The following is a 26,177-nucleotide window of genomic DNA, read 5'->3' as shown; positions in this document are numbered from 1 at the left end:
TCAACCCTAGAATCCGGCGCTGCTCCGGAATGCCGGCGCCCCCGGCTCGGCAAACCGATCAGTCCGAACGCCCGCCCGGGCGGCGGTGACCAGACCACTTCACAGGCGCCGTATGCCCATGCTCAACACGAGAGAACAGCCCGTATCCAAGCGCGTCCAGGTGATGGGGGTGGACAGAACTGTCTACGGGTATGAATCCGACGGGTTTTTTGGCGACATCGACTCTCACATTGCCAACAACCAGGGCCTGATCACGGAGATCTGCGGTCTGCCCTCCGGATCGGTGTTCGTCGATGTCGGGGCGAACATCGGAGGAACGACGCTACTGGCCGCAGCGGCGGGTGCGCGGATTCTGGCGATCGAGGCGTCACCCAGGAATGCAGACCTCTTCGAACTGAACATGCGTGCCAACGCCGTGTCGGCTCAGTTGTTTCGCTGCGCAGCCGGTTCTGCCGTGGGTGAGGTCTACTTCAGCGAGGTCGCTTACGGCGCCGGTAACCATGTCGAACCTTCGGGTGCGCTCGTCGTTCCCGTTCGCACGATCGACAGCATCGTTGCCGAAGCAGGCATAGATCGCCTCGATCTTCTGAAGATCGATGTTGAGGGCTATGAATCGGAAGTCCTGCGCGGTGCACGGGAGACACTTCGGACCTTCCGCCCGACCGTGGTGATGGAGTTCAATGCCTACGCCATCTCGATGCACACCAACGAGAGCCCGAGACTTCTGGCTGAGATGGTTCTCGATATCGCAGGGCAGTTCGAGGTGGACTCGAGGGGCGGGATGAAGGTGTCCGATCGCGGCAGCCTGGGGACGTTCATGTACCAGCACATGGTCCATGGCTGCGTCAACGATCTCATCTGGCGCCCAAAGTAGCGCCTGCCCCTTCCGCGGCCAATCGTCTCGGATCGAACCTCGCGCGAGGCGACCGCGTCATGCGCGGGGCGGATCCCGACCCGCCGCCTGCGGCCCGAACCGCTGGTCGAGCACTGCGCCCTGGTCGCGCACGGCCGCGAGATCACGGCTGCGGGACGACAGGGCCTCGGCCCAGGAAACGGCGTGGAGGCGCGCTCGCCCCGGGTGCGGACGACACCACCGCCCTGAGTACCGAGACATGGCCTGACACTCCGCCCTGTCGCAGTTCGCCTGCATGCGGTCAGCGATGTACTGGATGCGCTCCTCCACCTGCACATGCTCCTAGTGACTGACGATCGCGGCGAACGGGGGCACGTGACGATCGACATGCGCGCCGATGTCGATCACCTTCGGGCCTGCGAGGTCCAGCCGCTCGTAGAAGACCTGCCGCTTTTTTTCGAGATCCATCGGGCCTACTTTCGGGTTCTGGGTCTCAGGTGCCTGATCTCAGCCGTTCTAGCAGTACCGCAAAGCTCGCGTACTGGACTAGGTCGCGAACGTCAGCGACTGCCTCACGCGGCGCGGCGAAGAAGTTCCAAGGACCGGCATGCCGGCCGTGCTCGATGCCCACCGGGAGTCCGAAGAGGTCGAGCACTACATAGTCCATCGCGTCGAAGAAGCGGTAGTAGGTCTCGAGCGCATACTGGAAATGTTGCGCCGCATTGGCTCGCCCGTCCTCGAAGGCAAGCACCGGTCTTGCGGTACGCAGCAGACCTGCCGCCCCCTTCATCGCATCGAACTCTGCGCCTTCGACGTCGAGCTTTACGAAGCGCAGCGGCAGCGCGCCGAAACGCTGATCGATCGTGACAACCTCGACATCTATCTCGTGGAGTTCGCCCTGGTCGCGAGCGGCAGCCATGTCGCGGCTGAGTGACGACAGGGCCTCGGCCCCAGCAACGACATGGAAGCGCGCCTGCCCTGGCGCGTGCGACGCGGCCGCCCGCAGTACGGATACCCGGCCGGCGACACCTGCCTTTTCCAGGTTGGCTTGCATGCGATCGGCGATGTACGGTATCGGTTCCACGACGTGCACGTGGCCTTCGGGCCCGACTGCCTCGGCCATCGGGATCGCGTGGCGGCCGACGTTTCCGCCCACGTCCAGCGCTAGGTCCCCGGGCCGCAGGTGCGCGCGGTAGAACGTTTCGATGATGGCCTCTGACAGCCGTCCCCACTCGGCGGGGCGGGCAATCGCAGCGGACCATAGGCTCACCTGTAGTTTCAGTTCGAGCATGTCGTCTCTCCTTCGCGGCCGGGCGGATGTGTCATTGCAACTCCTGGATTCGTGCGGTGAACTGCCAGCGCAACTCGACGCCATCGAGTCCCGTCACGGTCACCTGCAAGGCGCCGAGCGCCCGGTCGACACTCAGCGCCGGCGGGGGCAGGCCGGCGAGTCCGGGTGTACTGGCGACGGCAACCGGCCGAGCTGCAGCACCGACGAGCGTCACCGACCCGGGGCCTTCGCCGCGCACGAGCACCACGGTGGGTAGCGACCACGTGGCCACTTCGGCAGTTGCGGGGTTCGAGGCCGTGATCGCAACGTCGCGCAGCACCAGCTTGCGGAAGTCGCGTGTCGGGGTGAGGGCCTCGTCCGGCCGCGCTGTGCCGCTGCCAGCGGTCATGCGCACGGGGGTGCGCCCGTCGCGGGTCTGCGCCACCAGCAGCTCCAGCGTATTGGCGCCGGCGTCGCCTGCCGAGCCGAGGCCGCCGCCGAACATCGTGATGGCCGGGTCGTTCGACACCGCCGTGGCGAACGATTGCGTTCGGGGGCCCGCGACCGACCAGGCGTTGTTGGCGACGATCGCCGGACCCGCCGGCGAGCGGATCTCGATCAGGTATTTCGGCACCGAGGCGGCCCCGCGCTGGAAGACGTTGCCGGTGATGATGGTTCCGGCATTGCGCGACAGCAGGATGTCGGCGTGCAGGTTGTCGCCCTGCATGCTGTTCATCGTGAACCGCGTGCCGCTGACCACCACCGACTGCAGCAGGCCGCCGCTGTCGACGCGCAGGCCGTTCTCGGCATTGTTCGACAGGTCGCCGCCGATCCAGGTCAGCGGCGTGGAAAGCGATGCGTACTCGGTGGCCACGCCCACCCGGTTGTAGTACGCGCGGCAGTGCACGAAGGTGTTGTTGGCGCCGGCCACGATGCGCACGCCATAGTCGGCGAAGGCCCCAGGCGCGTAGTTGCCGGAGAAGTTGCTGGCCTGGCAGTTCCAGTCCGAGCTCTCCAGGTGCAGCCCCGTGCCCTTGTAGTGGTACAGGTAGGTGTTCTGCAGCAGGCCGGCCCCGCGGTTGCGCTCCACGTGCACCGCGTCCTCCGCGGCCCGGTCGACGTAGACGTTCACCAGGTCCACGCCCGTGCCGTAGCCGTTCCTCGTGTCGGCCGGCAGATGGATGCAGTGGCCGCGCTCGTTGGCGTAGTTGGCGCAGTTGATGGACAGGTCGCGCAGCATCGGCCGCATGCCGGTGGCGGGTGCCACCGCGACGGTGATGAAGTGTCGGTTGCAGCCCCTGGTGGCCGTCAGCTTCACGCCACCCATGCCCGGCCCCTGCAGCACCAGGTTCTGGCCCGGGACCACGATGCCGCAGGCCAGCAGCGCGCCTTTGGCCGCCGGCGCCAGCCGGCAGGTGGCACCCGTCGCATGGCAGTGGGCCAGCCAGCGGTTGATCGCCTCGGTGTTGTCGGCCTTGTCGGTGCCGATGCCGAAGTCGGTGGACAGCACCTCGCCCGTCAACACCTGCGAGGGCGGCAGGTCCGGCTGCGGGGGGGCCAGCGCCAGGCTGGGCGTCGTGCACAGGCTGGCGCACAGCGCAGCGATCGCCGCGCGCCAGCGGGCCTTCATGACGAGGCCCCGCCGCGGCTGCGCCGCGCCGCCTGCACCGCGGCGGCGAGGTCGAGATCCTCCTGCGTCTTGATCACGTGCCCGGCCATCCGCCCCACCGGGTAGTAGCCGATGCGGCCGGCGTAGGTGGCGCAGGCGCCGGTGCGCACCGCTTCCAGGTAGCGGTCGCGCCGCCAGGCGGTCACGGCCCAGACGATGCGTTGCACTGGCGTCAGGTCCTGGCTGTTGGTCTTCTCGGAGAAGGTGAAGTTGACGGGTTCGCCCCGGAAGACGCACTCCAGGTTCTCCTCCACCACGCTCATCAGCGCGTCGTGGCGCCCGCTGCGCATCTCGGCGACGAAGCCGCGCAGCTCGTCGGCCGTCAGCAACGGGGCGATCGAGTGCACCTGGTACACCACCTCGCAGGGGTGGGTCTCGAGGAACTCGGCCACGAACTGCTCGGAGGTGGCGTTGTTGTCGCCCAGATGCTCCGGGCGGCGGTGGAAGCGGGCGCCCTCTGCCTCGGCGATCGGGCCGAAGTCGGGGTGCTCGGAATTGACCCAGACCTCGTCGAACAGCCCGGCCGCGTGGCACTTGCGGATGGCGTGCACGATCAGCGGCACACCGTCGAGCAGGGCCAGGTTCTTCTTCGGCAGGCGCTGGCTGCCCATGCGGGCGGGGATCATCGCAATGTGGCTCATGGACGGCTCCGGCAATGGCGGTGGATGACGCATCCCCTCGGCTGACAGGGGGTCGAGTTGGCTGACGTTCCCAAATCAGCCCGCGCTCAGTTCAGGTCTGGTCCGAGGTTCGGAGTCCATGTTGCGCGAGCACCTCGGCGATGACGGCCGTGGCGCAGTCCAGCATGTTGGCGTCGCCATCCGGCAGCGCGACGAACTGCCAGGGTACGCTGCCCAGACTCCATTGCGCGGCCGTGAACGGGAAACCCACTCCATCGAGCACGCGATAGGAAATCGACTCGAAGAACCCGAAGAAGTCGTCCATGTCGTAACCGTAGTCCTTGGCGCTGTGGCCGCGTCCGTTTTCGAACACCACCAGGGGCCTGTTGGCGCGCAGCAGGTCCGTGCCACCGCGCATCGCGTCCAGTTCACCGCCTTCCAGGTCGAGCTTTACGAAGCGGGCAGGGAGTCCGTGTCCGAACAGGCTGTCCAGGGTCTCCACGTGGACCTCCACCTCTTCGATGTTCACCCGTGCCTGGAGATCGGGCGCGAGTTCGCGCAACTGAAGGCCACTCATGCCCAGTGCGCCATGGAGGACATGAAACCGCGCCGAGCCCGGTGCCCGCCCGAGCGCGAGTTCATGCACCGTGACGCGATCATTGACGCCAGCCTTCTGCAGCCGCGCGTAGAGCATCGGCAGCACGGTTGGCGACGGCTCGAACGCGTGTACCGTGCCGCCCTGACCGACCGCCTGCGCCATGCCAATCGCGTGCCGCCCGACATTGGCACCCGCATCGATCGCGACATCGCCGGGGCGCAGCCACGCCGCGTACAGCCGCTCCGTCAGGACCTCGTACATCTCGGCGGCACCAGAAACGCCGAGCGTGGCCAGCAACTCGGCATAGGCGCGAGAGCGGGCGGGGTTGGTGTCGGTACGGTCCAGTTGCATGTGGATCTCTCCGTTGAGGCGTGGCGTCAGGTCGCTTGTTCGTCCCGCAGGTAGGGCGGCAGGTGATCCAGCGCATCCACGGCGTTGAACAGCCCCTCGATCGCCGCCCTTCCCATCGCCAGCACCGCCTCGGCCGAGCTGCCGCCGATGTGGCCGGTGGCGATGAAGTTGGGCAGGTCGACCAGGCTGCGGTCCACCGGCGGCTCGGGCAGGAAGACGTCGAACGCGGCAGCGCCCAGCCGGCCTTCGGCCAGCGCCACCGCCAGCGCCGGCTCGTCGACGATGCCACCGCGCGCTGTGTTGACCAGCACCGCGCCGGGCCGCATGCGGGCCAGGCGCGTGCCGTCGAACAGCAGCCGCGTGGCGGGGGTCAGCGGCAGGTGCAGGGTGACGACGTCGCTCGCGGCCAGCAGTGGATCGAGCGCGCTGGGCTCGGCGCCGGTCTCAGCGCAGAAGGCCGGATCGGGCGCCAGGTCGTGCACGAGCACGCGGCAATCGAAGGCGCGCAGCAGGCGCACGACCTCCTTGCCGACGTGGCCGCAGCCGACCACGCCGACGGTGCGCCCCGAGAGCTGCCGGCCCTGGATCTGCCGGAACTGACCGGCCAGGATCTCGCGGTTGCTCCGCACCACGTGGCGCAGCGCGTCGATCATGAACGCGATCGTCAGCTCTGCCACCGAGCGCCGGTTGACACCACCGGTCCAGCCGACCCGGATGCCTTGCCGCTGGCAGGCGGCCAGGTCCACGTTGTCCAGGCCGACGCCGTACTTGCCGATGGTTTGCAGGTCGGGCAGGCGCGCTAGGGTCGGCGCGTCCAGCTTCTCCAGCGCCACCACGGCCGCGTCGGCTCCGGCCAGGAACCGCACCAGATCGTCGCCGGCCAGGGTGCGGCCACTGTCGTTGAAGCGTGCCCCGGGGCATCGGGCCAGCAGTTCGCTGCGCAGCTGGGGGTGGGCCGAGAAAGAGCGCGACAGGACGGCGACGTGACGAGGCGGCATGGTGATCAGGGGCGGAAGGCGGTGGTGGCGGTTCAGCAGAAATCCAGTTCGACGCCGGGCAGACCTTCGAACCGGGCCTGCACCCGGCACGGTCCCGGCAGGGCATGGTACGGGGTCACGCTGCCCAGCAGCACCGTGGTGGCGTGCTCCGGCAGCAGGCCACGCGCCTCGGCCTGGTGCAGGAACTGCTGGAGCAGGCGCAGCGGGTCCATCGCGAAGGCACGGTCGTCGCCCTCGGCCACCAGGGTGCCGTCCACGTGAAGCCGCCCGATGCACGGCTTCTGGAGCAGGCCCGGGTCGCCGGCGGCGCCGACGATGGTCCAGCCCGCGGCGCCGTTGTCCGCCACCAGCGCCAGCGGGCCGGCGGCGCCCAGCGCACGGAATCGGGTCTGCGGGATCTCGATGGCCGAGTGGCAGGACTGCACCAGGCTCTCGGCCAGCCGGAGGCTGGCGGGCGAGGGGGCCTCGCGCAGCAGCGCGCGTTCCGCCGGCGTCGGCGGGCGCAGTGCGGCCGCCAGTTCGCACTCGACTCCGTGCTGGCGCAGCGCCGACCAGGGCAGCTTGGAGGGCCCCTGCAGGCTGCGGTATGCCGGCAGCGGCGCGAGGAAGGCGCGGGGCAGGCCCAGGGCACGCTGCGCGCCATAGGTGCTGGCGCCCAGCTTGAACGACGCGGCCACCATGCCGAGGGCGCCCAGCACCGCGTCCTGCACCTGCTCCGCGTCGGCCAGCCCGGTGAGTTGGCCCGCGCCCGGCAGCTCGGCCGGCACCTGCGTGCCTTCGACCTCGGCGCGGGCGAGTCGCGCGGCCAGGTCCTGCAGTGCCGGCCTCACGGCGCCGCCTCCTGGGCCGTGTCCACCCGCAGGCTGTGCAGGGCCAGCCCCAGCAGGCGTGGGTCGGGGCTCAGGCCCAACTCGGAGGGGCTCATCGCGTCCGGTAGGTCGAGGTGGATCTTCAGCACGCGGCCGGCCGCAGCCAGGGCGCGCGGGCACCGGAACGACCAGGCGTGGTCCGTCATCGAGGGCTCGAACTCGATCTCGGCGAGCAGATGGCCCAGCACGCTGGCCATCACGCGACACCGGGGCCTGACCATAGGCGTGAAGGCGTGGGCCTGCAGCGTGATCCAGAGGTCGCCTGTTACCGGCGTCTCCAGCTCGAGCACCAGCGCGGCCGTGGCGCCCTCGGTCCAGGCGCCCCAGGCCTCGGGGGCCGACCAGCCGGTCCCGAGGCGGCAACGTCCGGGGCTGCCCTGGCCCACCGACACCGCTTCTCCCAGCCGCAGAGGCGGCGCGGCGCAGCGCAGCGCCCAGGCCTCGAGCGTGGGGTCGGCCAGCCGTTCGGCGATGCGCTGCAGCAGCCCGTGGAGGGACGGGCGGGCGGGGGCGATGGCCAGGGCCTGCAGCGCGGCATCCCGCGCGTGCGGCAGGCGGTCCAGGGCCAGCAGCGCCTCGGCCATCAGCGCATAGCCGTCGGCGCGCACGCCGTTGGGACCGGCCACCAGATGTGCGGCGTGCACCAAGGCCGGCCAGGCCTGGCCGGCGTCGATGGCCGTGCGCGCCGCGAACGCCACACGCTCTGGCGAGCGCGGCGATGCCGCGGCCACGCCGGCCGTGAGCGCGTGGGCCAGCTGCGGTTCGCCGGCCGCGGCCAACTGGCGCGCGAGCGCCATCCGGACGTCCGCGTCTTCCGGGCGGTCGCGGCGCAGCGCGAACAGGGAGCCCGGGTCGGCCATCAGCCTGGCCTGCGCCGATCCGGCCGGCACGCCGTCCAGTGGCGTCTCGTCGATGCCGCCGACGTCGGGCTGGCGCCGCCAGCCCATGGCCGCGTCGACCTCGCGGTACACGCGTTCATGGGAGAAGCGTTCGCGGGCCATCGAGAGGCCACCCTGGTGCAGGGCCTGCCACCGGCGGGCATCGGTGAGCAGCGCCACGCAGCCGGTGACGAAGCCGGCCGCGTCGGTGGCCGTCACGGCGAAGTGCGGCGCCACGTCCGCCAGCCCGTCCACGGCCGCCGGCAGGCACACGCCCGGCAGGCCGAGGCAGGCCGCCTCGACGGTCTTGATCTTCAGGCCGGTACCCGCCACGCAGGGGTTGATGGCGATGCTGGAGCGGCGCATCAGGCCCAGCAGCGCGTCGCGCTCGACGTTGCCGGCTAGCGTGACCCCCGGGAGGTGTGCCGGCAGCACGTCGCAGATCGGGCCGGTCACGACCAGGCGGGCCTCGGGCACGCGCTCGAGGATGTCGGCCCAGCACTCGTCCAGGAACCAGCCCAGGGCGGCCCGATTGAGGGGGTTTGCGCTGGCTGAGTAGATCAGCGTGCGGGCCTCGAAGGCGGTGTCGTCGACCGTGCCGTGCTCGAACTCGCCCGCCGCGTCGTACTCGCACAGCAGCACCGGCAGGTGCACGCCGATGTCGCGGAAGTAGGCTTGTTCCTCGGCGGAGATGGCCACCGCTACGCCGCCCGGCACCGCATTGAGCGCCTCGCGCTCGACGGCGGGCGAACAGGCTCGGTAAGTCGTGTCCAGCGCCGTGTGGCCGAGGCGCCGCGTGAGGTTCGACAACGCATCGTGGGTCACGACGCAGACCTTGGGCAGGTCGAACTCGTCCTCCAGCTCCTTCACCACCCGTGCCATGTGCAGGTAGTTGCACACGATCGAGTCGTAGCGGGCGCTGGCCAGCAGCGCACGCGCGAGATCCACCGTCTCGTCGCGCACGATGAAGAAGGGGTGGAACTCGTCGACCGACTCGGCGAGCCGGGCGTGCAGGTCGGTCAGGGCCGGGACGAGGTCCTGGCGCGCCCGTTGCCGAGCACGGACCTCGTCGGTCGCCTCCCACTGCGGCGACGCGCAGTGGTACAGCCGTGCGCGGTCACCGAACTCGTCGACAAAGGCCGGCACGTCGATCCAGCCCTGCATCACCACGTCGACGTCGTAGCCGAGGTCTACCAGATGCCGGATGAGGTTCCGCGTGACGACTCGATTGCCCTGGTTGGCGGGCGCCGGCGGCACGAGCGTCAGGAAGAGCACGCGTGGGCGCCGCGGCGGCGCCGCTGCCGTGGGCGGCGCCTCGGTCACGCGGCCCGGATCGCAGCGTGCGGCCAGGGCCCGGTGGTAGGGGTCGGGCGCCTTGAAGTCCGGCACCGGGATGGCCGGCTGCCGGCGCACGGCCCGCAGGTCGTGCGTGGGCCCGAGCAGGTGCACGCGACGCGGCGCACCGTCGAGTGCGGGGTCCAGCGTCCCGCCCACCGTAACGTTCAACGCTGCGCCTGCGGGCTCGACGGCCAGCACCGGCAGCCTCCCGGCCGCCGCGAACTGCAGCACTGCGCCCGGCACCAGGGCCTCGCTGGGCTCGAGCAGCACCTGGGCCCGCCGCGGCGCCGTGCCGACGATGCCGCCCTCGGCGCCGGCTGCCGGCACGATGCGCAGGCAGCGGTCCCCGGGTTGCGGCAGGCGGATCAGGCGCACCGGGTTCGGCGCCCCGTCCCGGACCGGGCCGACCGTCGCATCCAGCCACACCACGAGCGCGCCGTCCGTCTCCTGCACCTCGAGCGCCGTGCACGGTCCGGCGTCGGCGAAGTGCAGCACGGCGCCCGGCACCAGGGCTGCGGCCGCGGCCCCAACGGAAGCCAGCCGGACCCTCGTGCGGCTGCCGTCGCCGGGCGCCGCGCCCACGCCGTTCAGCCACGCGCCGTCGGCGTCCTCGTCCGCCGCGAACGCGAGTGCGGCGTCGTCGGGCACGGCGGCCCTGGGGAGGGCCTCGACCATCGCGGGGAACCCATCGGCGTCGGGCTGCAGCAGGGTGTCGACGTCCACGTTCCAGAGGTGACCCTTCTTCTGGACGCGGACCACCCGCGCCACCGTGCCGCTGGCGAACCGCAGCGGCGTGCCGACCGAAAGTTCGCCCGCCGCCGGGGCGGCCGTGGTCAGCACCGATGGTTCACGCGGATCGCCGAACAGCGAGATGCCGCGCCGCCAGTGCGCGTTGCTCAGGTCTTCCGGCTGCCAGACGGCCACCGGTTCCGCCGAGGGCGCGCTGCGGAACGTGCCCCGCCTGCCGCCAGCGGGGGTGCCGTGCGGCCAGGCCGCCAGCACGCCCAGCGTTCGGCCTTGGCCCAGCAGCAGCAGGTCGATCCCACCACGGGGGAGCTCGGCCAGCGGCAGCGCCATCGCGAACCCGGTGGCGCGACCGGCCGATTCGGGACGGGCCTCGGCTAGCTCCGGGCGCTGTTCCGACACCGTGGCGGAGGCCAGCACGCTGCCTCCGTGGATCGCCACGACCTGCTCCACCGGCTCCGATGCCAGGCACCAGGCATGCAAGTAGACCTGGCCGCCCACTTGCTGCTCGGCGATCAGACCGCCCGCGGGCGCTGGTTGGCCGGCCGGCGGCAAGGGGGGACGTAGCCGGAACCACGCCTCGGCCACCTGCTGCACACCCTGCCACGACGTGATGGTGAGCTCGGCGTCGGCGGCGATGTCCGCCGGCACCGCCAGATGCACCCGGTAGGCCGCGCCGTGGGGCACGGGCAGTTCTTCCGCCACCACGGCCGCGGCCCAGCACCGGTCGCCGGCCTGGACCTGCACGCGGTCAGGCATCTGCAGGGCCGAGCCCCGCGCCGTGACCAGCAGGCCACCGCCGGACTGCTCGCGCGCGTCGATCAGGTGGAACGGGAGGGGCGGCAGCGGCGGCCGGTCCTGCGTTTCCGCGGCCCGCGGGCGCGTGCCGGCAAAGGGGCCGATGGTGGCGGCGAAGGCGCGAGGCCGCCGGACGGGAACGCCGTCCCGGTGGCGCAGCAGCAGGTCGTGCAGCGCGAGGGCGCGGGTGCCGAAGTGCGCCAGCCGCCGCACCCCTTCACGCAGGGCGGCGGGGTCGGCCGGCCGTGCCAGTACCGCAGCCACGGCCTCGGCCAGCGCCGCGTTGTCGCCCACCGGCACCAGGCGGGCGACGCCGCCGACGGTCTCGCGCAGCACCGGGAGGTCGTAGCAGACCGCGGGTGTGCCGCAGTACAGTGCCTCGATCGGAGGGTAGCCGTAGCCCTCGAAGTAGGACGGGAAGACCAGCAGCCGGGCCTCGGACAGCAGCTGCAGCTTGGCCTCATCGCTGATCCGGGTGTGCACGGTGATGCGGCAGCCCGCGGCGGCCGCGAAGTGCTTCTGCACCGACGCCAGGAAGGCCGGGTCGATGTCGCGCCCCGCCACCAGGGCCAGCTCGTGGCCGGCCAGCAGCGCCGGCGGCAGGGCCAGCAGGTCCAGCCCCCCCTTGTGCGGGTCGCTGGGGCGCACGAAGCTGACGACCAGCGGGCGCCGTGGACGGCCGTCGAAGCGCTCCGCCAGCGGCGAGTTGATCGGCGGCTGCCAGACGTCGAGCCGGATAGCGGCCTGCGTGGGGATGTAGAAGTCGCGGGCGTGGAGGTCACCCTCGCGCGCGATCGACAGCACCAGGGCGCCGTCCAGCGCGCTGCGGCGCCAGGCGTCCCACAGCCGCGCGTCGCGCGGGTGAGGCGACACCGCGTTGTACCAGTTGGCCGACTCGAAGTTCACCAGCGCCAGACGCGCGCCGCAGGCGGCCGCGTGGTCGGTCACCGCGTCATAAAAGTCCGGCAGGAAGATGCCGGTGGGGACCAGCACGACCCAGTCCAGCGGCGCGGCCTCCACGCCGGCGCGGAAGTCGGGCGTGATCACGAACCTCACCTGGCCAGGCGCCAGCGGCGCGAGATCGGCGTCGAAGGACGGCAGGTGGTCGGTGTACACCGTCACCCGGCAGCCGACCGACGCCAGTGCATAGGCCATCACGAGCGATAGGTAGCGCCCGCCGGAGTAGTTTCTGGGGTCGTTGGTGGCGAAGATGGCGACGGACAGCGGAGCGTCGTGGGTGGTCATGGGCGGGGCATCGGAAGGGGGCCGGGAGCTGCGGGTCGACTCAGCCGTCGGCGAGGGCTTGCTCGAAGTCGCCACGTTCGAACATCTCGAGCAGGCCGCCGCGCGTGACGTTGCGGATCCATCCGCCTTCGCTCTCCACCATCGTGCGCGCGGTGTGGAACGCCGGGCAGATGTTGATGAAGCTCGGCGGGCACCAGGGCTGGTTGTTGCGGTAGTTCTTGATGAAGTGGTTGCCGTCGCCCGACGCGACCCGGAACGGGTCGGCGTGCCGTTCGCGCCGGTAGACGAATTTGAAGTCGGCGCCGTAGACGTAGAAGCGGCGGATGCCCATGAACCAGGCCAACTGCAGCGCGATGTACAGCGACGATCCGCCCGGGCTGACCCAGCGGTCCGGCCGCATCGAGAACAGCGGCGGCCACAGGGCCAGCTGGCGCAGCCAGACGTAGTCCCCGACGACGGCAGGGCAGCGGTCGTCGGCCAGGAACACGGTGCCGCCGGAACGGTCGGCGATCTCCTGCCCGAAGTCCTCGATCATCTGGCGGTCGCCGGAGACCGTGTACGTGGGCCGCAGGCGGGTCTGGTCGTGGGCGAGGTAGAAGCGGTTGAAGGCAAAACACAGCCGGCCCTGGAGCCGGTCGAGGTCCTCGGTCCGCACGCTGGGGCCGTTGCCGATGATCCAGGCGGTCTGCCCGGCGTGTGCGCCGCGCAGCGCGGCCAGGCGTGCCGAGGTGGTTTCGTGCCGGCCCTTGAACGCGTCGATCAGCCAGAAGGTCTGGCCGGTCTCCGGTGCCGCACCGGCGCTGCGCACGTCCAGGCGCCGGACCTTGGGGTCGCCGCGGTCGGCGGCGTCCAGCACGAAGGGCGCGACCGCCACGCCGGGGCGCGCCGGCAGCGGCCTGGCCACGCCGACCGCGGCCTGGGCCTGCCGCTCGAAGACGATCTCCGGGGCGCGATCGGCACGGGTCCAGACCAGGCCGGCCAGACGGCCGTCGTCCTGCCAGTCGGCGGCCAGCAGGCCCGTCGTGGCTTCGGTCACCGAGCGGCCGTCGCCCCGGACCTCGAGCACCTGCTCGCCGTAGGCGAAGGCGCGGATGACCAGATCCTCGATGGCCACCGAAGAGGGCAGCACGGCCACGATGTCGACGAACTGCAGCGGGCGCCCGGGCCCGTTGCACCACCCGACCGAGACCGAGGAGTTGTACAGGGCCCGGTCCTCGCCGGTGGCCAGTTCCACCTCGGCGTCTTCCAGCGGATGGGCGGCGCGCACCTGCACGCGCCATTGCAGCATCCGCGTCGTCGGGTCGAACCGGCCTCCCTGTGCGACGGCGCTGGCCTGCGGCGGTGGGCGGCGGGCATCGCCGGCCTCCAGCGCCAGTCCCAGCGCCGACAGGTGCTCCGCCACCTGCCGCGTGACGGCCACGTGGGAGTAGCGGGCCTGGGCCAGCGCGTGCCCGTTGAGGCCGATGCGCTGCGCCTCCTGCGGGTCGTCGAGCAGGCGCTCGACGGCCGATTCGAGCGCGGCATCGTCGTCGACGATGAGGCAGTCCTCGCCCGACCGGGCCTCGATGCCCTCGATGCCGATCGCCGTGCTGACCACCGGGCGGGCGGCGGCCATGGCCTCCACGATCTTGATGCGCGTGCCGCCGCCGACCCGCAGCGTGACCGGCACCACCGCCGCCATCGCCAGGAAGGGTGCGGTGCTGGGCACGACGCCGTGCACGCGCACGTTGGGCAGGCCCTCGGCCGCGCGCTTGATCGCCTCCGTCGGCCGACCCACCAGGTGCAGCGTGTGGGTTACCCGGCGGGCATCGAAGCGGCGCGACAGGTCGATCAGGCGCAGCGCCGCATCCTCGTTCGGCCGGTAGCCCATCTGCGCCACGTAGACCAGGTCTCGCGTGCCGGACGGTGGCGGGGGCGGCAGCACGTCGATCGCATTGGGCACGACGCGCACGTCGCGCAGCGTGAAGGCCCGGCGGAATCGCTCGGCATCGATGCCGGAGCAGGCCCAGACCTGGTCGGCCAGCGGCAGGTAGGTGCGCTCCATGAACTCGAAGCCGCGCGCCACGAGGCCGGCCCAGCGGCCGAAGTGCGGGTCGCTCGCGTTGGCTGCGATGTCCAGCCAGAGCTGGGAGTCGAGGTTGTGCGTGCTGACGATCACGGGGATGCCCAGCGCCTTCAGCGCGGGCACCAGCGGCGAGAGGCCGGTGTCGTCGATCACGGCGGCATCGGCTCCGAAGCGCCGCACCTCGTCGACGATGCGCGCGATGCGGCGCTCGTTGAGGTGGTGCCGATGGAAGGCATCGGGGCGGGTCAGCCCATGCCAGAACCGGTCGCTCCCGCCCCAGGCCTGCAGCATGTGGGCCGATTCCCAGAGACCGGGCGGGTCGATGCCTTCCAGGAACTCGCCGGCGCGCCCGAAGCGCGCGGTCTTCATCAGCCGGCGCGGCAGCAGCCGCGCGCCGCCGGCGAAGAGCAGCTCGCGGTCCTGCCGGGAGGGCTTGTCGCCCAGCACGAACATCCTGACCTCGCCCTTCGCGCACAGCGCCCGCCAGAGGTGGTGTGTCCGGACCCGCCCTCCGCGGTCGGCCGGCAGGGGGGTATTGGTGGTGAAGTAACAGAACCGGGTCATGCACCGATCTAGTGGCGGGTCAGGGTCCGCGCCGCGCACAGGGTCGCCGCGTCGGGTCGGGAGGGGGCATCACGTCGTCGCGTGGGCGGCCGTCGAGTCAGTTCACCGAATACTCGGCGCGCCCCACCACCATGTCGATCACGGTCGTCAGCCACAGCATGTGGACGGCCTCGACGACGTTGTACGCGGCCGACCCGATCCAGAAGTTGACGTCGCCCAGCGCCCGCAGCGGGTTGTCGGCATGCTTGCCGGAGAAGGTGACGACCTTCAGCCCGAGTTCGCGCGCGTGCCGGGCGGCTCGCACGATGTTTGGCGAAGCGCCACTGACCGAGATCAGCACCACGACGTCGCCCGGATCGGCGTAGCAGTCCAGCGCGCGTGCCACCCAGTGTTCGTAGCCGTAGTCGTTGGCGAAGGCCGTGATGAGGTTGGGCTCGTTGAAGTCGACCGCCCGCACCTTGGCCTGCTTGGTGAAGTCGACCGCGCCATGCGATGAGATCGAGGCGCTGGCGCCGTTCCCCGCGAAGATCAGCTTGCCGCCGCGAGAACGCACCTCCACGGCCAGGTCCCGGAAGCGGACCAGCGTGGCATACACGGCGGGGTCGAAGGCCGGCCTGAAACGGGCGAAGTAGTCGTCCAGCCAGAGGTTCCAATCGGGATGCGTCATGGGCAGGGCCGGGCGTTCAGGTGCCGACGGTCCGGATGTCTTCGAACAGTTCGGGCGCTTCGTGGCGTTCACTGGCATAGATGCGATCGATCAGTTCCATGACCTCCAGGGCCTGCAGCGACGAGCCGTCGACGACCGGCGCCCCGCGTTCGACGCAGTCGAGAAACTGGTTGACCTCTCGCTCCCAGGAGACGTCGACCTGGAAGTGCATACGTTCCTCGTCGTCCCAGGTCGCCGCGGGCGCCGTGGATCGGTTCTTCGCGATGCTCAGCACCTCTTCGCCATAGGTGCCGGATGAAGTCTTCAGGCCGTTGACGACCATGTAGCCGCGCTCGAGGAAGACCTCGAGAGAGAACAGATGGCGCCACTGCGTCATCGTGGAGTGCAGCGAGGCGCACAGGCCGCTCTCCCGGTTGCGCATGATCGCGAAGACGTTGTCCTCGATGCCCGGGGTCTTCCAGTACAGGTTGGACACCATGGCATTGACCTCGTCGAAGGGCTGGGCGCCAATGTGCAGCATCAGGTCGAGCATGTGGATGCCCTGGTCCAGCAGGATCCCGCCACCCGCTAGCTCGGGCGACGCGCGCCAGCCGGTCAGGTAGCCAGCATCGACGCTCTTGCCGTAGCGCCCCCTCATCCACAGCACCCGACCGTACTGCCCGCTGCGGACCAAATCGTGCATCGTCACGATCGCGGCATGCTGCCGGTGGTTGAAGCCATACATCAGCACCTTGCCGGTCTCGGCCTCCACGGCGCGGATCTCGCGCATTTGTTCGGCGTTGAAGGCCGGCGGCTTTTCGCAGAAGACGTGCTTGCCGGCGCGCAGGGCCGCGATGGTCGTCGGCATGTTGAGGAAGTTGGGCAGGCAGACGAACACTGCATCGATGTCGGGGTCGTTCACGATCCCGTCCACCGAGGCGGCCGTCGGCCGACCCACGGTCAGGGATGCCTGGGTGTCGAAGACCCGGGTGACACGGCAGCGGTCCGGGTGCCGGGCCAGGGCCTCGGCGCGGATCTGGCCCATCTTCCCGAAGCCGCAGATGCCAATGCGCAATGTCATGCCAACCTTAAAAAGAAGAGATGCCCGTAGCGGGTGCCGACCACGCCCGGACGTGCAGCGGATCAACCGGGTCGAGCCCGTCGCTGGCGTCACGGCCGGCAGCCGGCCCGACCTCGAAGCGGCCGCCTGCGCCGGCCACCAGGGCCAGACCCCCTGCCACGTCCCACCAGCGGATGCCCGACTCCTCGTACCCACCCAGTCGGCCCTGCGCCACCCAGGCCAGCGATAGTGCCGCCGTGCCGAGCATGCGGACCTTGCGCCAGTGCGCCAGGGCCTGGGCGAGCGAGGGGGGGCGGTCACCGGCCGCAGCCGGGATGCCCGTTCCCAGAATGCCGCCCCGGTGCGCGTCTGCAGCGGCCGCCTGGCCGTTGACGCGCAGGCCCAGGCCCGGCCCGCCGGCGCAGGTCTCCCCGTGGATGAAATCGTGCACGCAGCCCAGCACCGGCTGCAGCCCGCGGCATAGCGCGACCGATACCGCACACAGCGGGATGCCGTGTAGGAAGTTGAAGCTTCCGTCCAGGGGGTCGACGACCCAATACGCCGCGTCGCCCCGCGCTGGCTCGCCGATCCAGCCAGCCTCCTCGGTCAGGATGGGATGGCGGGAGTGCCGGGTCAGGTGCCCGACGATCAGGGCCTCAGCCTGCGCATCCTCGGCGAGCTTGACGTCCCGTTCGACCCAGCGCGTCAAATTAGCCTTGCCTAGCCGGCTGGTCAGATACTCGCCGCCGGTGCGCGCTGCGGCGGTTGCCAATGCGATGTCGTCGATCAAGTCGCGAATTGCGTCGTTCGGGTTTGTCGTGCCGCTCCAGAGCGTCGGATTGGGCCGTAGGGCAACTTGCCCATTATCAGGTCAAAACAGCGTGCTGGCCTGGTGCCACTCTCGCTCTTGCAGGGGCGGTGCGCGTCAGCGCCGGAAGTAGAGGAACAGACCGAGCGCGCCGCCATGGTCGGTCAGCTCACTGTAGACGGCGCCGACGCCGGCGCGCTGCAGGATGAACAGGAGCTGGCTTGCGTTGTAGAAGTTCATCTGCATCTCCGGGTCGGTATCGACCTGCTGCGAGGCCCCTGCCAGCTTCGTGCGTTTTCCATGCACCAACTCGTGCAGCCAGCGCCGTACCCGGACCAGGCGGGATGGCGCCTGCGGCGCCGGCAGCGCAGGCGGCACGCCCAGCGTCGCCGCATGGGCGTCCCAGCCGAAGGTGATGTGGATCGCCCCCCATGCCGCCCGGCCGCACGCGGCGCACGAGCTGCTCGAAGATGACGAGACCGCGCGGGATTTCGATGTGCTGAAGCACGATGCACGAGTGCACGAGATCGAAGTCGCCGGCGACGGCGGACAGCGCGTCGTCGGATGGGAGCAGCACGACGTTGCTCAGTCCCGCCTGATCGCAGTTGCGCCGCGCCTCGGCCAGCATCGACGGCGAGATGTCGACGCCCACGACCTCGCCGCCCAGGCGGGCGAACGGCATCACCAGCCGTCCCACGCCACAACCGAAATCCAGCGTCCGGGTCGGCGCGAAGGCGCCGTCCAGATGGCAGCGGATCACGTGCAGCACATGGTCGACATGCATGCGGCCGAGCGCGAAGAAATCCTCCCGCGCCTGCGCCGTCATCGCGTTGACGCGGAAACGCGGGTCGGTCAGGACGCTGAAGTAGGGATCGCGGGCGCCCCACTTCTCCCATTCGATGTCGGTGCTCATCGGCGGTGCCGTGCTCGGTTCATTGCAGCATCCAGGCCAGGGTCTCGCGCAGCGCCGGGCCGTGCACCGGGCCGATGGCGGCCTCGAGCGCAGCCTTGCTACCCAGCAAGCGCCGCACCTCGTTGGCGCGCACGAAGGCCGGGTTGACGCGTATCTCGGGCTCATGGCCCGTCAGGTCGCGGGCCATCTCAAGTACTTCGCGCAGGCTGTGGCCGACACCAGAGCAGACGTTGAAGACCTGTCCGGGCTGGGGGCTGGCCAGCAGGCGGACGTAGCAGTCGACGACCGTCCGGACGTCGGAGAAGTCGCGCTCCACGTCGAGGTTGCCGAGCTCGAGCACCGGCGCGCGCCGGTGGAAGTGATCGACGATTTTCGGGATCAGGAACTGAGTAGACTGGCCCCGGCCCGTGTAGTTGAACGGGCGTACGAGCGTAATCGGCAGGCGTTCGCGCCAGATCCCGGCCATGTGTTCCATGGCTAGCTTGCTGACGGCGTAGTCGTTGGCGGGGCTCGGGGGCGTCCGCTCGTCCATCACGCCCTCGGTGGCCGTGCCGTAGACGTTGGCACTGCTGGCCATCAGGACCGCGCGCGGGCGCACGGGCAGGTCGGCCAGCGCAGCCAGCAGGTGACGCGACCCTACGATGTTGGTCCGGTAGATGGAATCGACGTCGCCATGGGCAACGAAGGCGATCGCGGCCAGATGCACCACGGTGTCCGGTCTCACGTCCTGCACCGTGCGCTGCAGCGACTCCGGGTCGAGCAGGTTGCCAAGGTGCCAGCGGTGCACGCCGTCGACCGGCGGGTCTGGCACGCGGCTAGCCAGGCCGTGCACCTCGGCGCCCAGGCGCGCCAGGGCCGGGGTCAGGTGGCGGCCCGTGAAGCCGTCGGCGCCGGTGACGAGGATGCGCGTCATCGCGTTCCCGCCTGGCCGATCACAGCGAGGTGCCGGCCCGGTTCCGGCGCAGGTCGGCCTCCACCATCATCTGGCAGAGGCTCTCCAGTGAGGTCTGGGGTGTCCAACCCAGCCGCTGGCGAGCCTTCTCGGGGTTGCCGATCAGCAGGTCGACCTCGGCCGGCCGGTAGTACCGAGGGTTGACGCGCACCACGGTCCTGCCGGACTGGCGGTCGATCGCAGTCTCCTGCTCGGCGGCGCCGCTGAACACCAGGTCGAAGCCCGCGGCCTTGCCCGCCATGGACACGAAGTTGCGTACCGACTCGGTCCGGTTCGTCGCCAGGACGTAGGTGTCGGGCTCGTCGACCTGGAGCATGCGCCACATGCCCTCGACATACTCCTTCGCGAAGCCCCAGTCGCGCTTGGCGTCGAGATTGCCTAGTTCCAGCACGTCGAGCTGGCCGAGTCGGATCTTGGCCATCGCGTCGGTGATCTTGCGAGTGACGAACTCGCGCCCGCGCAGTGGCGACTCGTGATTGAAGAGGATGCCGCTGCAGCCGAAGATGCCGTAGCTCTCGCGGTAGTTCACGGTCATCCAGTGGGCGTAGAGCTTGGCCACGCCGTAGGGGCTGCGGGGGTAGAACGGCGTGTCCTCGTCCTGCGGGATGGCCTGAACCTTGCCGAACATCTCCGAGGTGCTGGCCTGGTAAAAGCGCACCTTCGGGTTGACGATGCGGATGGCCTCCAGCAGGTTGACGGCGCCGACGCCGGTGATCTCCGCGGTGGTGATCGGTTGCTCGAAGGACACGCCGACGAAGCTCTGCGCTGCGAGGTTGTAGACCTCGGTGGCCTCCGAGGTCTGCAGCAGCCGGATGCAGGTGCTGAGGTCGGTGAGGTCGAACTCGACGAGGCGCAGATTGGGGTGGCGCGTGACGTCCAGCTCGTCGAGGCGCCAGAAATTGACCGAACTCGTTCGGCGGTACGTGCCGTAGACGGTGTAGCCCTTCTCGAGCAGCAACTGCGCCAGGTAGGCGCCGTCCTGGCCGGTGATGCCGGTGACGATGGCGGTGGTCATGTGTCGGTGGGTTGTTTCGTCGGTGGAGGAAGCCCGCCCTGCGAGGTGGAAGTGTCCGGGGCGGTGTCGGGGACGGCTGCGCGTCCCGCGCGCGATGTTGGCCCCAGGGCCCTGCCGGCGCGATCCGGCCCGCGCCGGATGGCTCGTCATTATCGCCGCGCACGCGGCGCCATCAGGGGGCCGGATCGTCCCGGGGTGGGCTCGGGCTCGTGCCGGGTGCCCAGAGCCCCGGCAGCAGCCGTTCGAGGCGTTGCATCTGGTCACCGAATGCATCCAGTCGGCCTTCCAGCCGCGTCACAGCCTGCGTCAGCACCACGATGCGCCGGTACAGCTCGTCGGGATCGGGTGCCGTGGCCACTGCCTGTGCGACGGCGTTGTCCTGGTTCGCGTCGGCGTCCGCTGGCGACAGCAGCCGACCGAGTCGGTTCTCGAGCGCATTGAGTTCGCTGGCCGTGGCCATGCCCGAGGCCTGCAGTTGGCGACGCAGCCATCCACCCAGCCGCGAGGGATCGGGGCCGGGCACGGGTGCCGCTCGGGCATCCAGGCCTTCGACACGCGCGCCATGCCGTTTCCCTTCGGCGCTGTCCAGGAAATGCGCGATGAGCGCAGTCTTGGGGTATCCCAGTCGAATCTGCTCGAGGTGGCTCTGCCGCCCGGCCGGATCCGGCTCACGGCCGAGCAGCCGCCGATAGAGCGCGTCCACGAAGGCCTCGTCGAAGAGCGACAGCAGTTCGTCGGCGGCGATGGAGGGGGTGGGGGAGGTGTTCATCGGCGGTCAGCGGGCGCTCAGGGCCTGAGGCCGGGGCCCGGGCGTCGCGGCCCGTCCGGGCGTCGTCCCGGCCGGTGCGGCATCGATCTCTGGGGTGAACTCCACCGTGTCGATGCACAGCCAGGAACCGTCTTCGACGACGATTCGCAGTTCGATGTCGTCGACATCGCGCTCGATGCGAAACACGGCCTGCGCCAGTTCGCCCGCGACGTCGGACGCGGTCACGGCCTGCGTCCACTGGTGGTGGCGTGTCGTCCCGGCGTCGGACGCGATCTCCAGGCGGAGGGTCTCGCTCCCGGGCCGGACGCGCCGGCCGTGCACCCGCGCGCGATAGCTGCCGGCCCGCAACGGCCAGTGCGGGCCGAAGAGCAGCAGACCCGCGGTGCCGGTGGCTTCGATGCGGGCGCCCGCATGAACGCCGGCGTGCGTGCTCATGTCGTAGCCGGGCACGGGGCGCAGAGTCTGCAGTTCCGGTCGCGCGGGCAGGCTGTCGATCAACGCCACGACGGCCTCGGCTGTCTTGGCCCAGGTGCGGCTGACATACTGGCGGCGCACGGCGCGCTCGGCGCTGCGGACCTGCTCGGGATCGGACACCCACTGCCAGATCGCCTCGGCCCAGCCGGCGACGTCCCAGGCGTCGACATACCTCACCAGCGGCCCACCCACCTCGGGCAGGGAGCCCTCGCTGGACGAGATCACGGCCTTGCCCATCGCCAGCGCCTCACCCACCGGCAGGCCCCAGCCCTCGTACAGCGACGGATAGACGCAGAACGCGGCGCGTTGGTATAGCTCGTTCAGCTCGCTGTCGGTGACGTGGTGAAGCTGGGTGATCTTGCCCCGGGTGAGCGGATCGAGTTCGATGTCCTTCAGCAGGTCGCCGGTGCCCCAGCCGGGCATGCCGACGAACACCAGCTGCGGCAGGTCGGCCGCGCGGCCCTGTCGCGCCAGGCGATGGTAGGCCCGGTACAGCACCTCGTGGTTCTTGCGGCGCTCGATCGTCGAGACGAACAGGATGAAGGGCTGCTTGCACACCGCCTTCACGGCATCGCTCGTTTCGCCGCCTGCCATGGGCACGTTGTCTCCCAACGGGATCACGGCGGTGACGCGGTCCGGAGCGCCCAGCTTCCTGCAGAGCTGGGAGAAGTCGCGCTGAGTCTGCTGCGAGATGCAGAGCACGGCCTCTGAACCCCAGCACAGGCCGATGAAGTACTCCGTGAAGCGCTTGGCGACTTCACCGACGCAGTATTGCGGGAACAGCACCGGGATCAGGTCGTAGCAGCAGCTGACGATCCGCAGCCCACGCTCGCGCGCCATCTCGTGGAATCGCTGCGAATACTCGTAGTCCCAGTCGAGTCCTGCGGAGATGACGACGTCTCCCCGTTCCGGCTCGAGCGACTCGCCGCCGCTCGCCGGGATCTTCAGGTGGATCGCGTCATGGCTCGGTGCCGTCCCGCTCGATACGGCAAACTTTCGCAGCGCGCGCAGAACGAACGGGCGCGCGATGTCGAACGACGCGACACGGGGCAGCAACAGATCCACCGCGGCGTCGACTTCGCGAGCGTCCGACGTCCCTGCCTCCTCCAGCCACTGCACGAATCGACCGTCGCGCCAGACGCACAGCCTGAACCGGTCCGGCCCGAGAAGTGCCGCGAGTTCCCGGGCCAGGGCACGCTCCACACGGACGATGCCAACCGCAGGGCGGGTCCAGTTCACGCTGGACGTGACGTTCAACCAGATCTTCGGCGCTCCTGCCTTGCCGCTGCCGACGTTCATGCGCCGATCCCTCCGACATGTTGGACCCAGGGTCGCAGGCATTCTTCCCAGAGCACGGCGCGGCGGCGCTTTTGCTCGTGCGCTTCGAGTTGCAGAGGTGGTGCGGTCATGGCCTCACGTACCGCCGTGCGGAAGCGACTGGTTTCGTCCTCCACGGACACGCCCGGCGCGTCAGCGAAGGCCTCGAAGCCTCGCATCGCCACCGACGTTGCCACCACGTGGCAGCCGCTCCAGAGAGCTTCTGCAGTCTTCAGGTTGGTGCCCCCTCCTTGCGTGATGGGCAGGATGATGGCGTGCGCATGCCCCAGGAGGGCGGCCAGCACGGTCTCGCTGACGAGGCCCGCCGCGATGAGGTGACGCTGCAGGCCGGGCGTGAACCGAGTGCGTGGGTCCTCGAGGATGGCCGGGCCGGCCCCGCCGGCGACGACCAAGCGGTCCGTAGGCGCTAGGCAGCCGAGACCCTCGCCGAAGAGGTCGTAGAAGCCGACGACGTTGGGCGGATGCCCGCTCGCACAGTAGAGCGCGTACTTGTGGTGCCCCGTGTGCTGGTTCGCCGCCTTCACGTCCTCGAACGAGAAGCTGCGCTCGGCGACGCCGTTCGGTGCCAGGATCAATGGGCCTCGGCTGTATGTCCGCGACCATTCCGCGTCGGCTTCCGACACCGCGCAGACGGCGTCGGCGGCACGCAACGCGTTGACTTCGCAGTCCAGAACCAGCTCGGCGCAGCGCTTGGCATGCTCTGCACCGAGGATGGGCGTCAGGATCTCCTGCTTCAGCCGGTGCTCGACGTTCGCCGAGCCATAGATCAGATGAATCCTTCGCCGCGCGTGCTCGCGGAGCCGCTGCGCGAACGCAAACAGCCACGGTTGTTCGATGTGGATGACATCGACGTCCGGCGGCACGATGGCGGACAGCGCTGCAAAGCCGCCGAAATCGTCGGCAGCCCAGCGCCCGAGGGCCCAGTCCTCCATGAGCCAGGCGTTCTCGATGTACTGCCCGAGCACGGCGCGGGACGGAAAGGGCAGGAATCCCTCCTCCGGTGGCATGCCCTCGCCGCCGACGATGCCCATGCAGTGCACCTCGTGCCCGGCGCGCCGGAACTCCCGTGCGATGTTGGCCAGCCGATGCTGCCCGCCGTGGCGGGGCTCGGAGACGGGGTAGGTACTCAGTGTGACGATCTTCATGGTCCGAGTCACCGTCGTCTCGCGACTATCGCGAGAGCGACCGGAGCCGCTCGAGATTGGCCTCCTGCAGCGCCTGGGCTTCCTCTGCGATGCGTATCACGTGGTTCTCGAGCACGCGAAAGTCGCGGAGATGCCCGTTGACGTTGGCCAGGAACAGCAGTGCTGCGATCCAGCGCCCCACCAGCGGCAGCTCGCACAGGCGCAGCACGCGCAGGTGCGTGTCTAGGCCACGGATGGTGGTTTCGTGGCGCCGGCCCTCGTCGGAGCGCAGGAACTCACCGAGCAGACGCGCCTTGTGTTCGCCGGCGCGCAGCAAGGTTACGTAATTCTCCGCCCCCGCCGGGTCGGGCTCGCGGCGCAAGATCGCCAAGTACGCTGCACGCACGAAGCCCCTGTCGTGCAGCGCCAGGAACTCCGTGATGTCGTATTCACCACGGGTATTGGGCTTGAAACTCGGCTGGTAGTTGGTGCGGGCGAACAGTGGCGTGTCCATGGCGAACTCCGACGAGAGGGAATCGTTAGTGGCTATGCTTAGGGAGTCGTCCACCAAGGGGTTAGGTCGATGCAGGGCGAAGGCATGATCGACTGTGCCGGTGATCGCCCTCGTGCTGCGATCTTTGGCGCCGATCTGGCGCAGGTCGTCGATCTGCTGCCGCAATCTCTCGATTTCGGCGATGTGACGACGCAGTTGCAGTTCAAGTCGGGCGACCTTTGATGTATGGCGGGCATTGAGTGCCGACAGAGCCTGCGTCGCCGAAAGCAGTTTGCGTTCCAGTTCGTCGATCGCCTCGGCCTCGCTGTCGCGGATACTTTTGGATGCCGGAACGCTTTCCGGTGCCATTGAGTAACGCGTATCAGGTGCAGGTTCTGAGGCCGGGGCTGCCTGACGGCCTGCCCACCGTGCCGCCAGGGCTTGAGCACGAAGACGGAGCCGGCGATGCCCGCCGGGTGCCGGGCGCATGGAGTCGCTCTCGATGGGGGGCATGATTGGCGAACTGGAGCGTCACCGCGTCACGCTGATCGTGTTCAACACCGGATACACCACCGAGAACACGAGATTCAGGAACTTCTGCAGCTCGGCCGCCGGTGCGTTGCTGACGAAGACCACGTCCTTGTTGGCGACCGGGAAGCTCTGCATGACGAAGAAGCTCGCCGGGTCGCTCATGTCCAGGCGGTAGACCACCGGCACCAAGCCGTCGGGGGTGGTGCCGACCGGCTGGCGCGGCCATGCGAGCGCGTCCTCGCGCTCGAAGCGGAAGACGAAGACCCCTTGCGCGTTGGCGCGCGAGTCGACCAGGCCGCCGGCACGCGCCAGCGCCTGCGCCAGCGTGATGCCCTGGGCCTCGAAGGCGACTTCCTCGTTCTTGCCGGTCGCCCCCAGCGCCGTGAACGACAGCGGCTGGAACATCGCCGTGACGACGTCGCCCGGCTGCAGCGGCACGTTCTGCGCCGGGTCGCGGATGATCTGGTCCAGCGGCAGCGCGGCCACGGTCTTGCCGCGCGTCACCTGCAGCGTCATCTTGTGGACGGGCTGGCGAACGCCGCCGGCCATCGCCAGCGCGTCCAGCACGCGCTCGCCGCCGGCCGTCAGCGGCATGCGGGTGCTGGTGTTCACCTCGCCGACCACGGTCACCGTCGACGAGACGTTGCGCACCACGCGCACCAGCACCTCGGGCTGGTTGGCCTTGCCCTTCAGGCGCGACACGATCGTGGCCTCCACGGCCTGCGGTGTCAGGCCGGCGGCGGGGATCCGGCCCGCGAAGGGCACGCTGATCTGGCCGTCGCGGTCGACCACCTGGTCGGGCAGCGTCGTCGCGCGCACCGTCGAGGGGTTTCGCGGGTCCACCGCGCCGCCGCCGAACAGCGTCGCCGGCGGGGCCTCCCAGACACTGACCTCGAGCATGTCGCCCAGGCCGATCGTCGTGGCCACGCGCTGGCCGCCCAGCACCTCGGAGAACAGCGAATGGCGGCGCTGGTCGAGCAGGCGCCGGGCGACCTTCGCGTCGATGTCCACGACCTGCACGGCGCGGCTCGCGACCTCGGCGGTGGTGTTCTCGATCGCGCTGCGGCTCGGGCCGGAGGTCGGCAGCTGGTGCGAGCAGGCGCCGAGCAGGGCCGTCGACAGGATCAGGGGCAGGAGCGGTCTCGAGGAAGCCGACATGGTTCTCGTGCAGGAGGTGCAGGCGCCCTATCGTAT

Annotated in this window: 21 protein-coding genes; 1 reads left to right on the top strand and 20 read right to left on the bottom strand. The window is 69.9% G+C overall.

What is annotated here, in order from left to right:
* Positions 1-118 precede the first annotated feature (118 nt).
* Entirely contained in the window at positions 119-874 is a 756-nt protein-coding gene (locus tag RBXJA2T_RS19470; RefSeq protein ID WP_164963125.1) for an FkbM family methyltransferase, read from the top strand.
* Positions 875-1,195: 321 nt separating this feature from the next.
* Here the strand turns inward: RBXJA2T_RS19470 and RBXJA2T_RS20850 are convergent, their stop codons facing one another.
* The 20 genes from RBXJA2T_RS20850 to RBXJA2T_RS06400 all read right to left on the bottom strand — a co-directional run bounded on the left by RBXJA2T_RS20850 (position 1,196) and on the right by RBXJA2T_RS06400 (position 26,141).
* The gene (locus RBXJA2T_RS20850; RefSeq protein WP_009856539.1) at positions 1,196-1,321 is read right to left on the bottom strand and encodes a hypothetical protein; all 126 of its coding nucleotides are present in this window, start codon (positions 1,319-1,321) and stop codon (positions 1,196-1,198) included.
* A 25-nt stretch (positions 1,322-1,346) separates the two neighbouring features.
* Positions 1,347-2,144 carry an FkbM family methyltransferase gene (locus tag RBXJA2T_RS06485; RefSeq protein WP_009856538.1) on the bottom strand — a complete coding sequence of 266 codons (798 nt, stop codon included), beginning with the start codon at positions 2,142-2,144 and terminating at the stop codon, positions 1,347-1,349.
* Positions 2,145-2,175: 31 nt separating this feature from the next.
* A complete protein-coding gene (locus RBXJA2T_RS06480; RefSeq protein WP_009856537.1) occupies positions 2,176-3,753 on the bottom strand; it encodes a right-handed parallel beta-helix repeat-containing protein in 1,578 nt (525 codons plus the stop codon).
* Positions 3,750-4,433: an acylneuraminate cytidylyltransferase family protein gene (locus RBXJA2T_RS06475; protein ID WP_050801744.1), complete on the bottom strand. Its 684-nt coding sequence runs from the start codon at positions 4,431-4,433 to the stop codon at positions 3,750-3,752. Before RBXJA2T_RS06475 ends, RBXJA2T_RS06480 begins: the two co-directional genes overlap by 4 nt.
* Positions 4,434-4,524: 91 nt before the next feature.
* Positions 4,525-5,361, bottom strand: coding sequence for an FkbM family methyltransferase (locus RBXJA2T_RS06470; RefSeq protein WP_009856535.1), 837 nt, complete (start codon positions 5,359-5,361; stop codon positions 4,525-4,527).
* A gap of 26 nt (positions 5,362-5,387) precedes the next feature.
* Positions 5,388-6,359: a phosphoglycerate dehydrogenase gene (locus RBXJA2T_RS06465; protein WP_009856534.1), complete on the bottom strand. Its 972-nt coding sequence runs from the start codon at positions 6,357-6,359 to the stop codon at positions 5,388-5,390.
* Positions 6,360-6,391: 32 nt separating this feature from the next.
* Positions 6,392-7,189 carry a hypothetical protein gene (locus RBXJA2T_RS06460; RefSeq protein WP_009856533.1) on the bottom strand — a complete coding sequence of 266 codons (798 nt, stop codon included), beginning with the start codon at positions 7,187-7,189 and terminating at the stop codon, positions 6,392-6,394.
* Entirely contained in the window at positions 7,186-12,231 is a 5,046-nt protein-coding gene (locus RBXJA2T_RS06455; protein WP_009856532.1) for a glycosyltransferase, read from the bottom strand. Before RBXJA2T_RS06455 ends, RBXJA2T_RS06460 begins: the two co-directional genes overlap by 4 nt.
* 40 nt (positions 12,232-12,271) lie before the next feature.
* Complete coding sequence (locus RBXJA2T_RS19465; RefSeq protein WP_009856531.1) at positions 12,272-14,749, bottom strand: glycosyltransferase family 4 protein; 2,478 nt, start codon at positions 14,747-14,749, stop codon at positions 12,272-12,274.
* Positions 14,750-14,957: 208 nt separating this feature from the next.
* Positions 14,958-15,599 (bottom strand): D-sedoheptulose-7-phosphate isomerase, encoded by a 642-nt coding sequence (locus RBXJA2T_RS06445; protein ID WP_202796733.1) that lies wholly within the window; start codon positions 15,597-15,599, stop codon positions 14,958-14,960.
* Positions 15,544-16,587: a Gfo/Idh/MocA family protein gene (locus RBXJA2T_RS06440; protein WP_081467599.1), complete on the bottom strand. Its 1,044-nt coding sequence runs from the start codon at positions 16,585-16,587 to the stop codon at positions 15,544-15,546. Before RBXJA2T_RS06440 ends, RBXJA2T_RS06445 begins: the two co-directional genes overlap by 56 nt.
* A 7-nt stretch (positions 16,588-16,594) precedes the next feature.
* Positions 16,595-17,356: an inositol monophosphatase family protein gene (locus RBXJA2T_RS06435; RefSeq protein WP_009856528.1), complete on the bottom strand. Its 762-nt coding sequence runs from the start codon at positions 17,354-17,356 to the stop codon at positions 16,595-16,597.
* A 187-nt stretch (positions 17,357-17,543) separates the two neighbouring features.
* Positions 17,544-18,287, bottom strand: a complete 744-nt coding sequence (locus RBXJA2T_RS19735; protein ID WP_009856526.1) for a class I SAM-dependent methyltransferase — start codon at positions 18,285-18,287, stop codon at positions 17,544-17,546.
* Positions 18,288-18,306: 19 nt separating this feature from the next.
* Positions 18,307-19,200, bottom strand: coding sequence for an NAD-dependent epimerase/dehydratase family protein (locus RBXJA2T_RS06430; RefSeq protein ID WP_009856525.1), 894 nt, complete (start codon positions 19,198-19,200; stop codon positions 18,307-18,309).
* Positions 19,201-19,219: 19 nt separating this feature from the next.
* Positions 19,220-20,254 (bottom strand): GDP-mannose 4,6-dehydratase, encoded by a 1,035-nt coding sequence (gene gmd / locus RBXJA2T_RS06425; protein ID WP_009856524.1) that lies wholly within the window; start codon positions 20,252-20,254, stop codon positions 19,220-19,222.
* A 172-nt stretch (positions 20,255-20,426) separates the two neighbouring features.
* Positions 20,427-21,023: a DUF4214 domain-containing protein gene (locus RBXJA2T_RS06420; RefSeq protein ID WP_009856523.1), complete on the bottom strand. Its 597-nt coding sequence runs from the start codon at positions 21,021-21,023 to the stop codon at positions 20,427-20,429.
* A 6-nt stretch (positions 21,024-21,029) separates the two neighbouring features.
* Positions 21,030-22,796: a glycosyltransferase family 4 protein gene (locus tag RBXJA2T_RS06415; protein ID WP_237704861.1), complete on the bottom strand. Its 1,767-nt coding sequence runs from the start codon at positions 22,794-22,796 to the stop codon at positions 21,030-21,032.
* Positions 22,793-23,980: a glycosyltransferase gene (locus RBXJA2T_RS06410; RefSeq protein WP_009856521.1), complete on the bottom strand. Its 1,188-nt coding sequence runs from the start codon at positions 23,978-23,980 to the stop codon at positions 22,793-22,795. The genes RBXJA2T_RS06415 and RBXJA2T_RS06410 overlap by 4 nt, the downstream gene beginning before the upstream one ends.
* A 25-nt stretch (positions 23,981-24,005) precedes the next feature.
* Positions 24,006-24,821, bottom strand: a complete 816-nt coding sequence (locus RBXJA2T_RS19730) for a DUF4214 domain-containing protein (protein WP_157998575.1) — start codon at positions 24,819-24,821, stop codon at positions 24,006-24,008.
* A 162-nt stretch (positions 24,822-24,983) separates the two neighbouring features.
* The gene (locus RBXJA2T_RS06400; RefSeq protein ID WP_009856519.1) at positions 24,984-26,141 is read right to left on the bottom strand and encodes a polysaccharide biosynthesis/export family protein; all 1,158 of its coding nucleotides are present in this window, start codon (positions 26,139-26,141) and stop codon (positions 24,984-24,986) included.
* Positions 26,142-26,177 lie beyond the last annotated feature (36 nt).

Source organism: Rubrivivax benzoatilyticus JA2 = ATCC BAA-35 (genome assembly GCF_000190375.1).
GTDB lineage: Bacteria > Pseudomonadota > Gammaproteobacteria > Burkholderiales > Burkholderiaceae_C > Rubrivivax > Rubrivivax benzoatilyticus.
Note: the sequence above shows the minus strand (reverse complement) of the source record. Positions and strands in the feature narration are given on the sequence as shown.

Excerpts from the sequence above, each read along its gene's own strand:
- RBXJA2T_RS19470 (WP_164963125.1), top strand. The coding sequence starts at position 119 with ATGCTCAACACGAGAGAACAGCCCGTATCCAAGCGCGTCCAGGTGATG.
- RBXJA2T_RS20850 (WP_009856539.1), bottom strand. The coding sequence starts at position 1,321 with ATGGATCTCGAAAAAAAGCGGCAGGTCTTCTACGAGCGGCTGGACCTC.
- RBXJA2T_RS06485 (WP_009856538.1), bottom strand. The coding sequence starts at position 2,144 with ATGCTCGAACTGAAACTACAGGTGAGCCTATGGTCCGCTGCGATTGCC.
- RBXJA2T_RS06480 (WP_009856537.1), bottom strand. The coding sequence starts at position 3,753 with ATGAAGGCCCGCTGGCGCGCGGCGATCGCTGCGCTGTGCGCCAGCCTG.
- RBXJA2T_RS06475 (WP_050801744.1), bottom strand. The coding sequence starts at position 4,433 with ATGAGCCACATTGCGATGATCCCCGCCCGCATGGGCAGCCAGCGCCTG.
- RBXJA2T_RS06470 (WP_009856535.1), bottom strand. The coding sequence starts at position 5,361 with ATGCAACTGGACCGTACCGACACCAACCCCGCCCGCTCTCGCGCCTAT.
- RBXJA2T_RS06465 (WP_009856534.1), bottom strand. The coding sequence starts at position 6,359 with ATGCCGCCTCGTCACGTCGCCGTCCTGTCGCGCTCTTTCTCGGCCCAC.
- RBXJA2T_RS06455 (WP_009856532.1), bottom strand. The coding sequence starts at position 12,231 with ATGACCACCCACGACGCTCCGCTGTCCGTCGCCATCTTCGCCACCAAC.
- RBXJA2T_RS19465 (WP_009856531.1), bottom strand. The coding sequence starts at position 14,749 with ATGTTCGTGCTGGGCGACAAGCCCTCCCGGCAGGACCGCGAGCTGCTC.
- RBXJA2T_RS06440 (WP_081467599.1), bottom strand. The coding sequence starts at position 16,587 with ATGACATTGCGCATTGGCATCTGCGGCTTCGGGAAGATGGGCCAGATC.
- RBXJA2T_RS19735 (WP_009856526.1), bottom strand. The coding sequence starts at position 18,287 with ATGAGCACCGACATCGAATGGGAGAAGTGGGGCGCCCGCGATCCCTAC.
- RBXJA2T_RS06430 (WP_009856525.1), bottom strand. The coding sequence starts at position 19,200 with ATGACGCGCATCCTCGTCACCGGCGCCGACGGCTTCACGGGCCGCCAC.
- gmd (WP_009856524.1), bottom strand. The coding sequence starts at position 20,254 with ATGACCACCGCCATCGTCACCGGCATCACCGGCCAGGACGGCGCCTAC.
- RBXJA2T_RS06420 (WP_009856523.1), bottom strand. The coding sequence starts at position 21,023 with ATGAACACCTCCCCCACCCCCTCCATCGCCGCCGACGAACTGCTGTCG.
- RBXJA2T_RS06415 (WP_237704861.1), bottom strand. The coding sequence starts at position 22,796 with ATGAACGTCGGCAGCGGCAAGGCAGGAGCGCCGAAGATCTGGTTGAAC.
- RBXJA2T_RS06410 (WP_009856521.1), bottom strand. The coding sequence starts at position 23,980 with ATGAAGATCGTCACACTGAGTACCTACCCCGTCTCCGAGCCCCGCCAC.
- RBXJA2T_RS19730 (WP_157998575.1), bottom strand. The coding sequence starts at position 24,821 with ATGGCACCGGAAAGCGTTCCGGCATCCAAAAGTATCCGCGACAGCGAG.
- RBXJA2T_RS06400 (WP_009856519.1), bottom strand. The coding sequence starts at position 26,141 with ATGTCGGCTTCCTCGAGACCGCTCCTGCCCCTGATCCTGTCGACGGCC.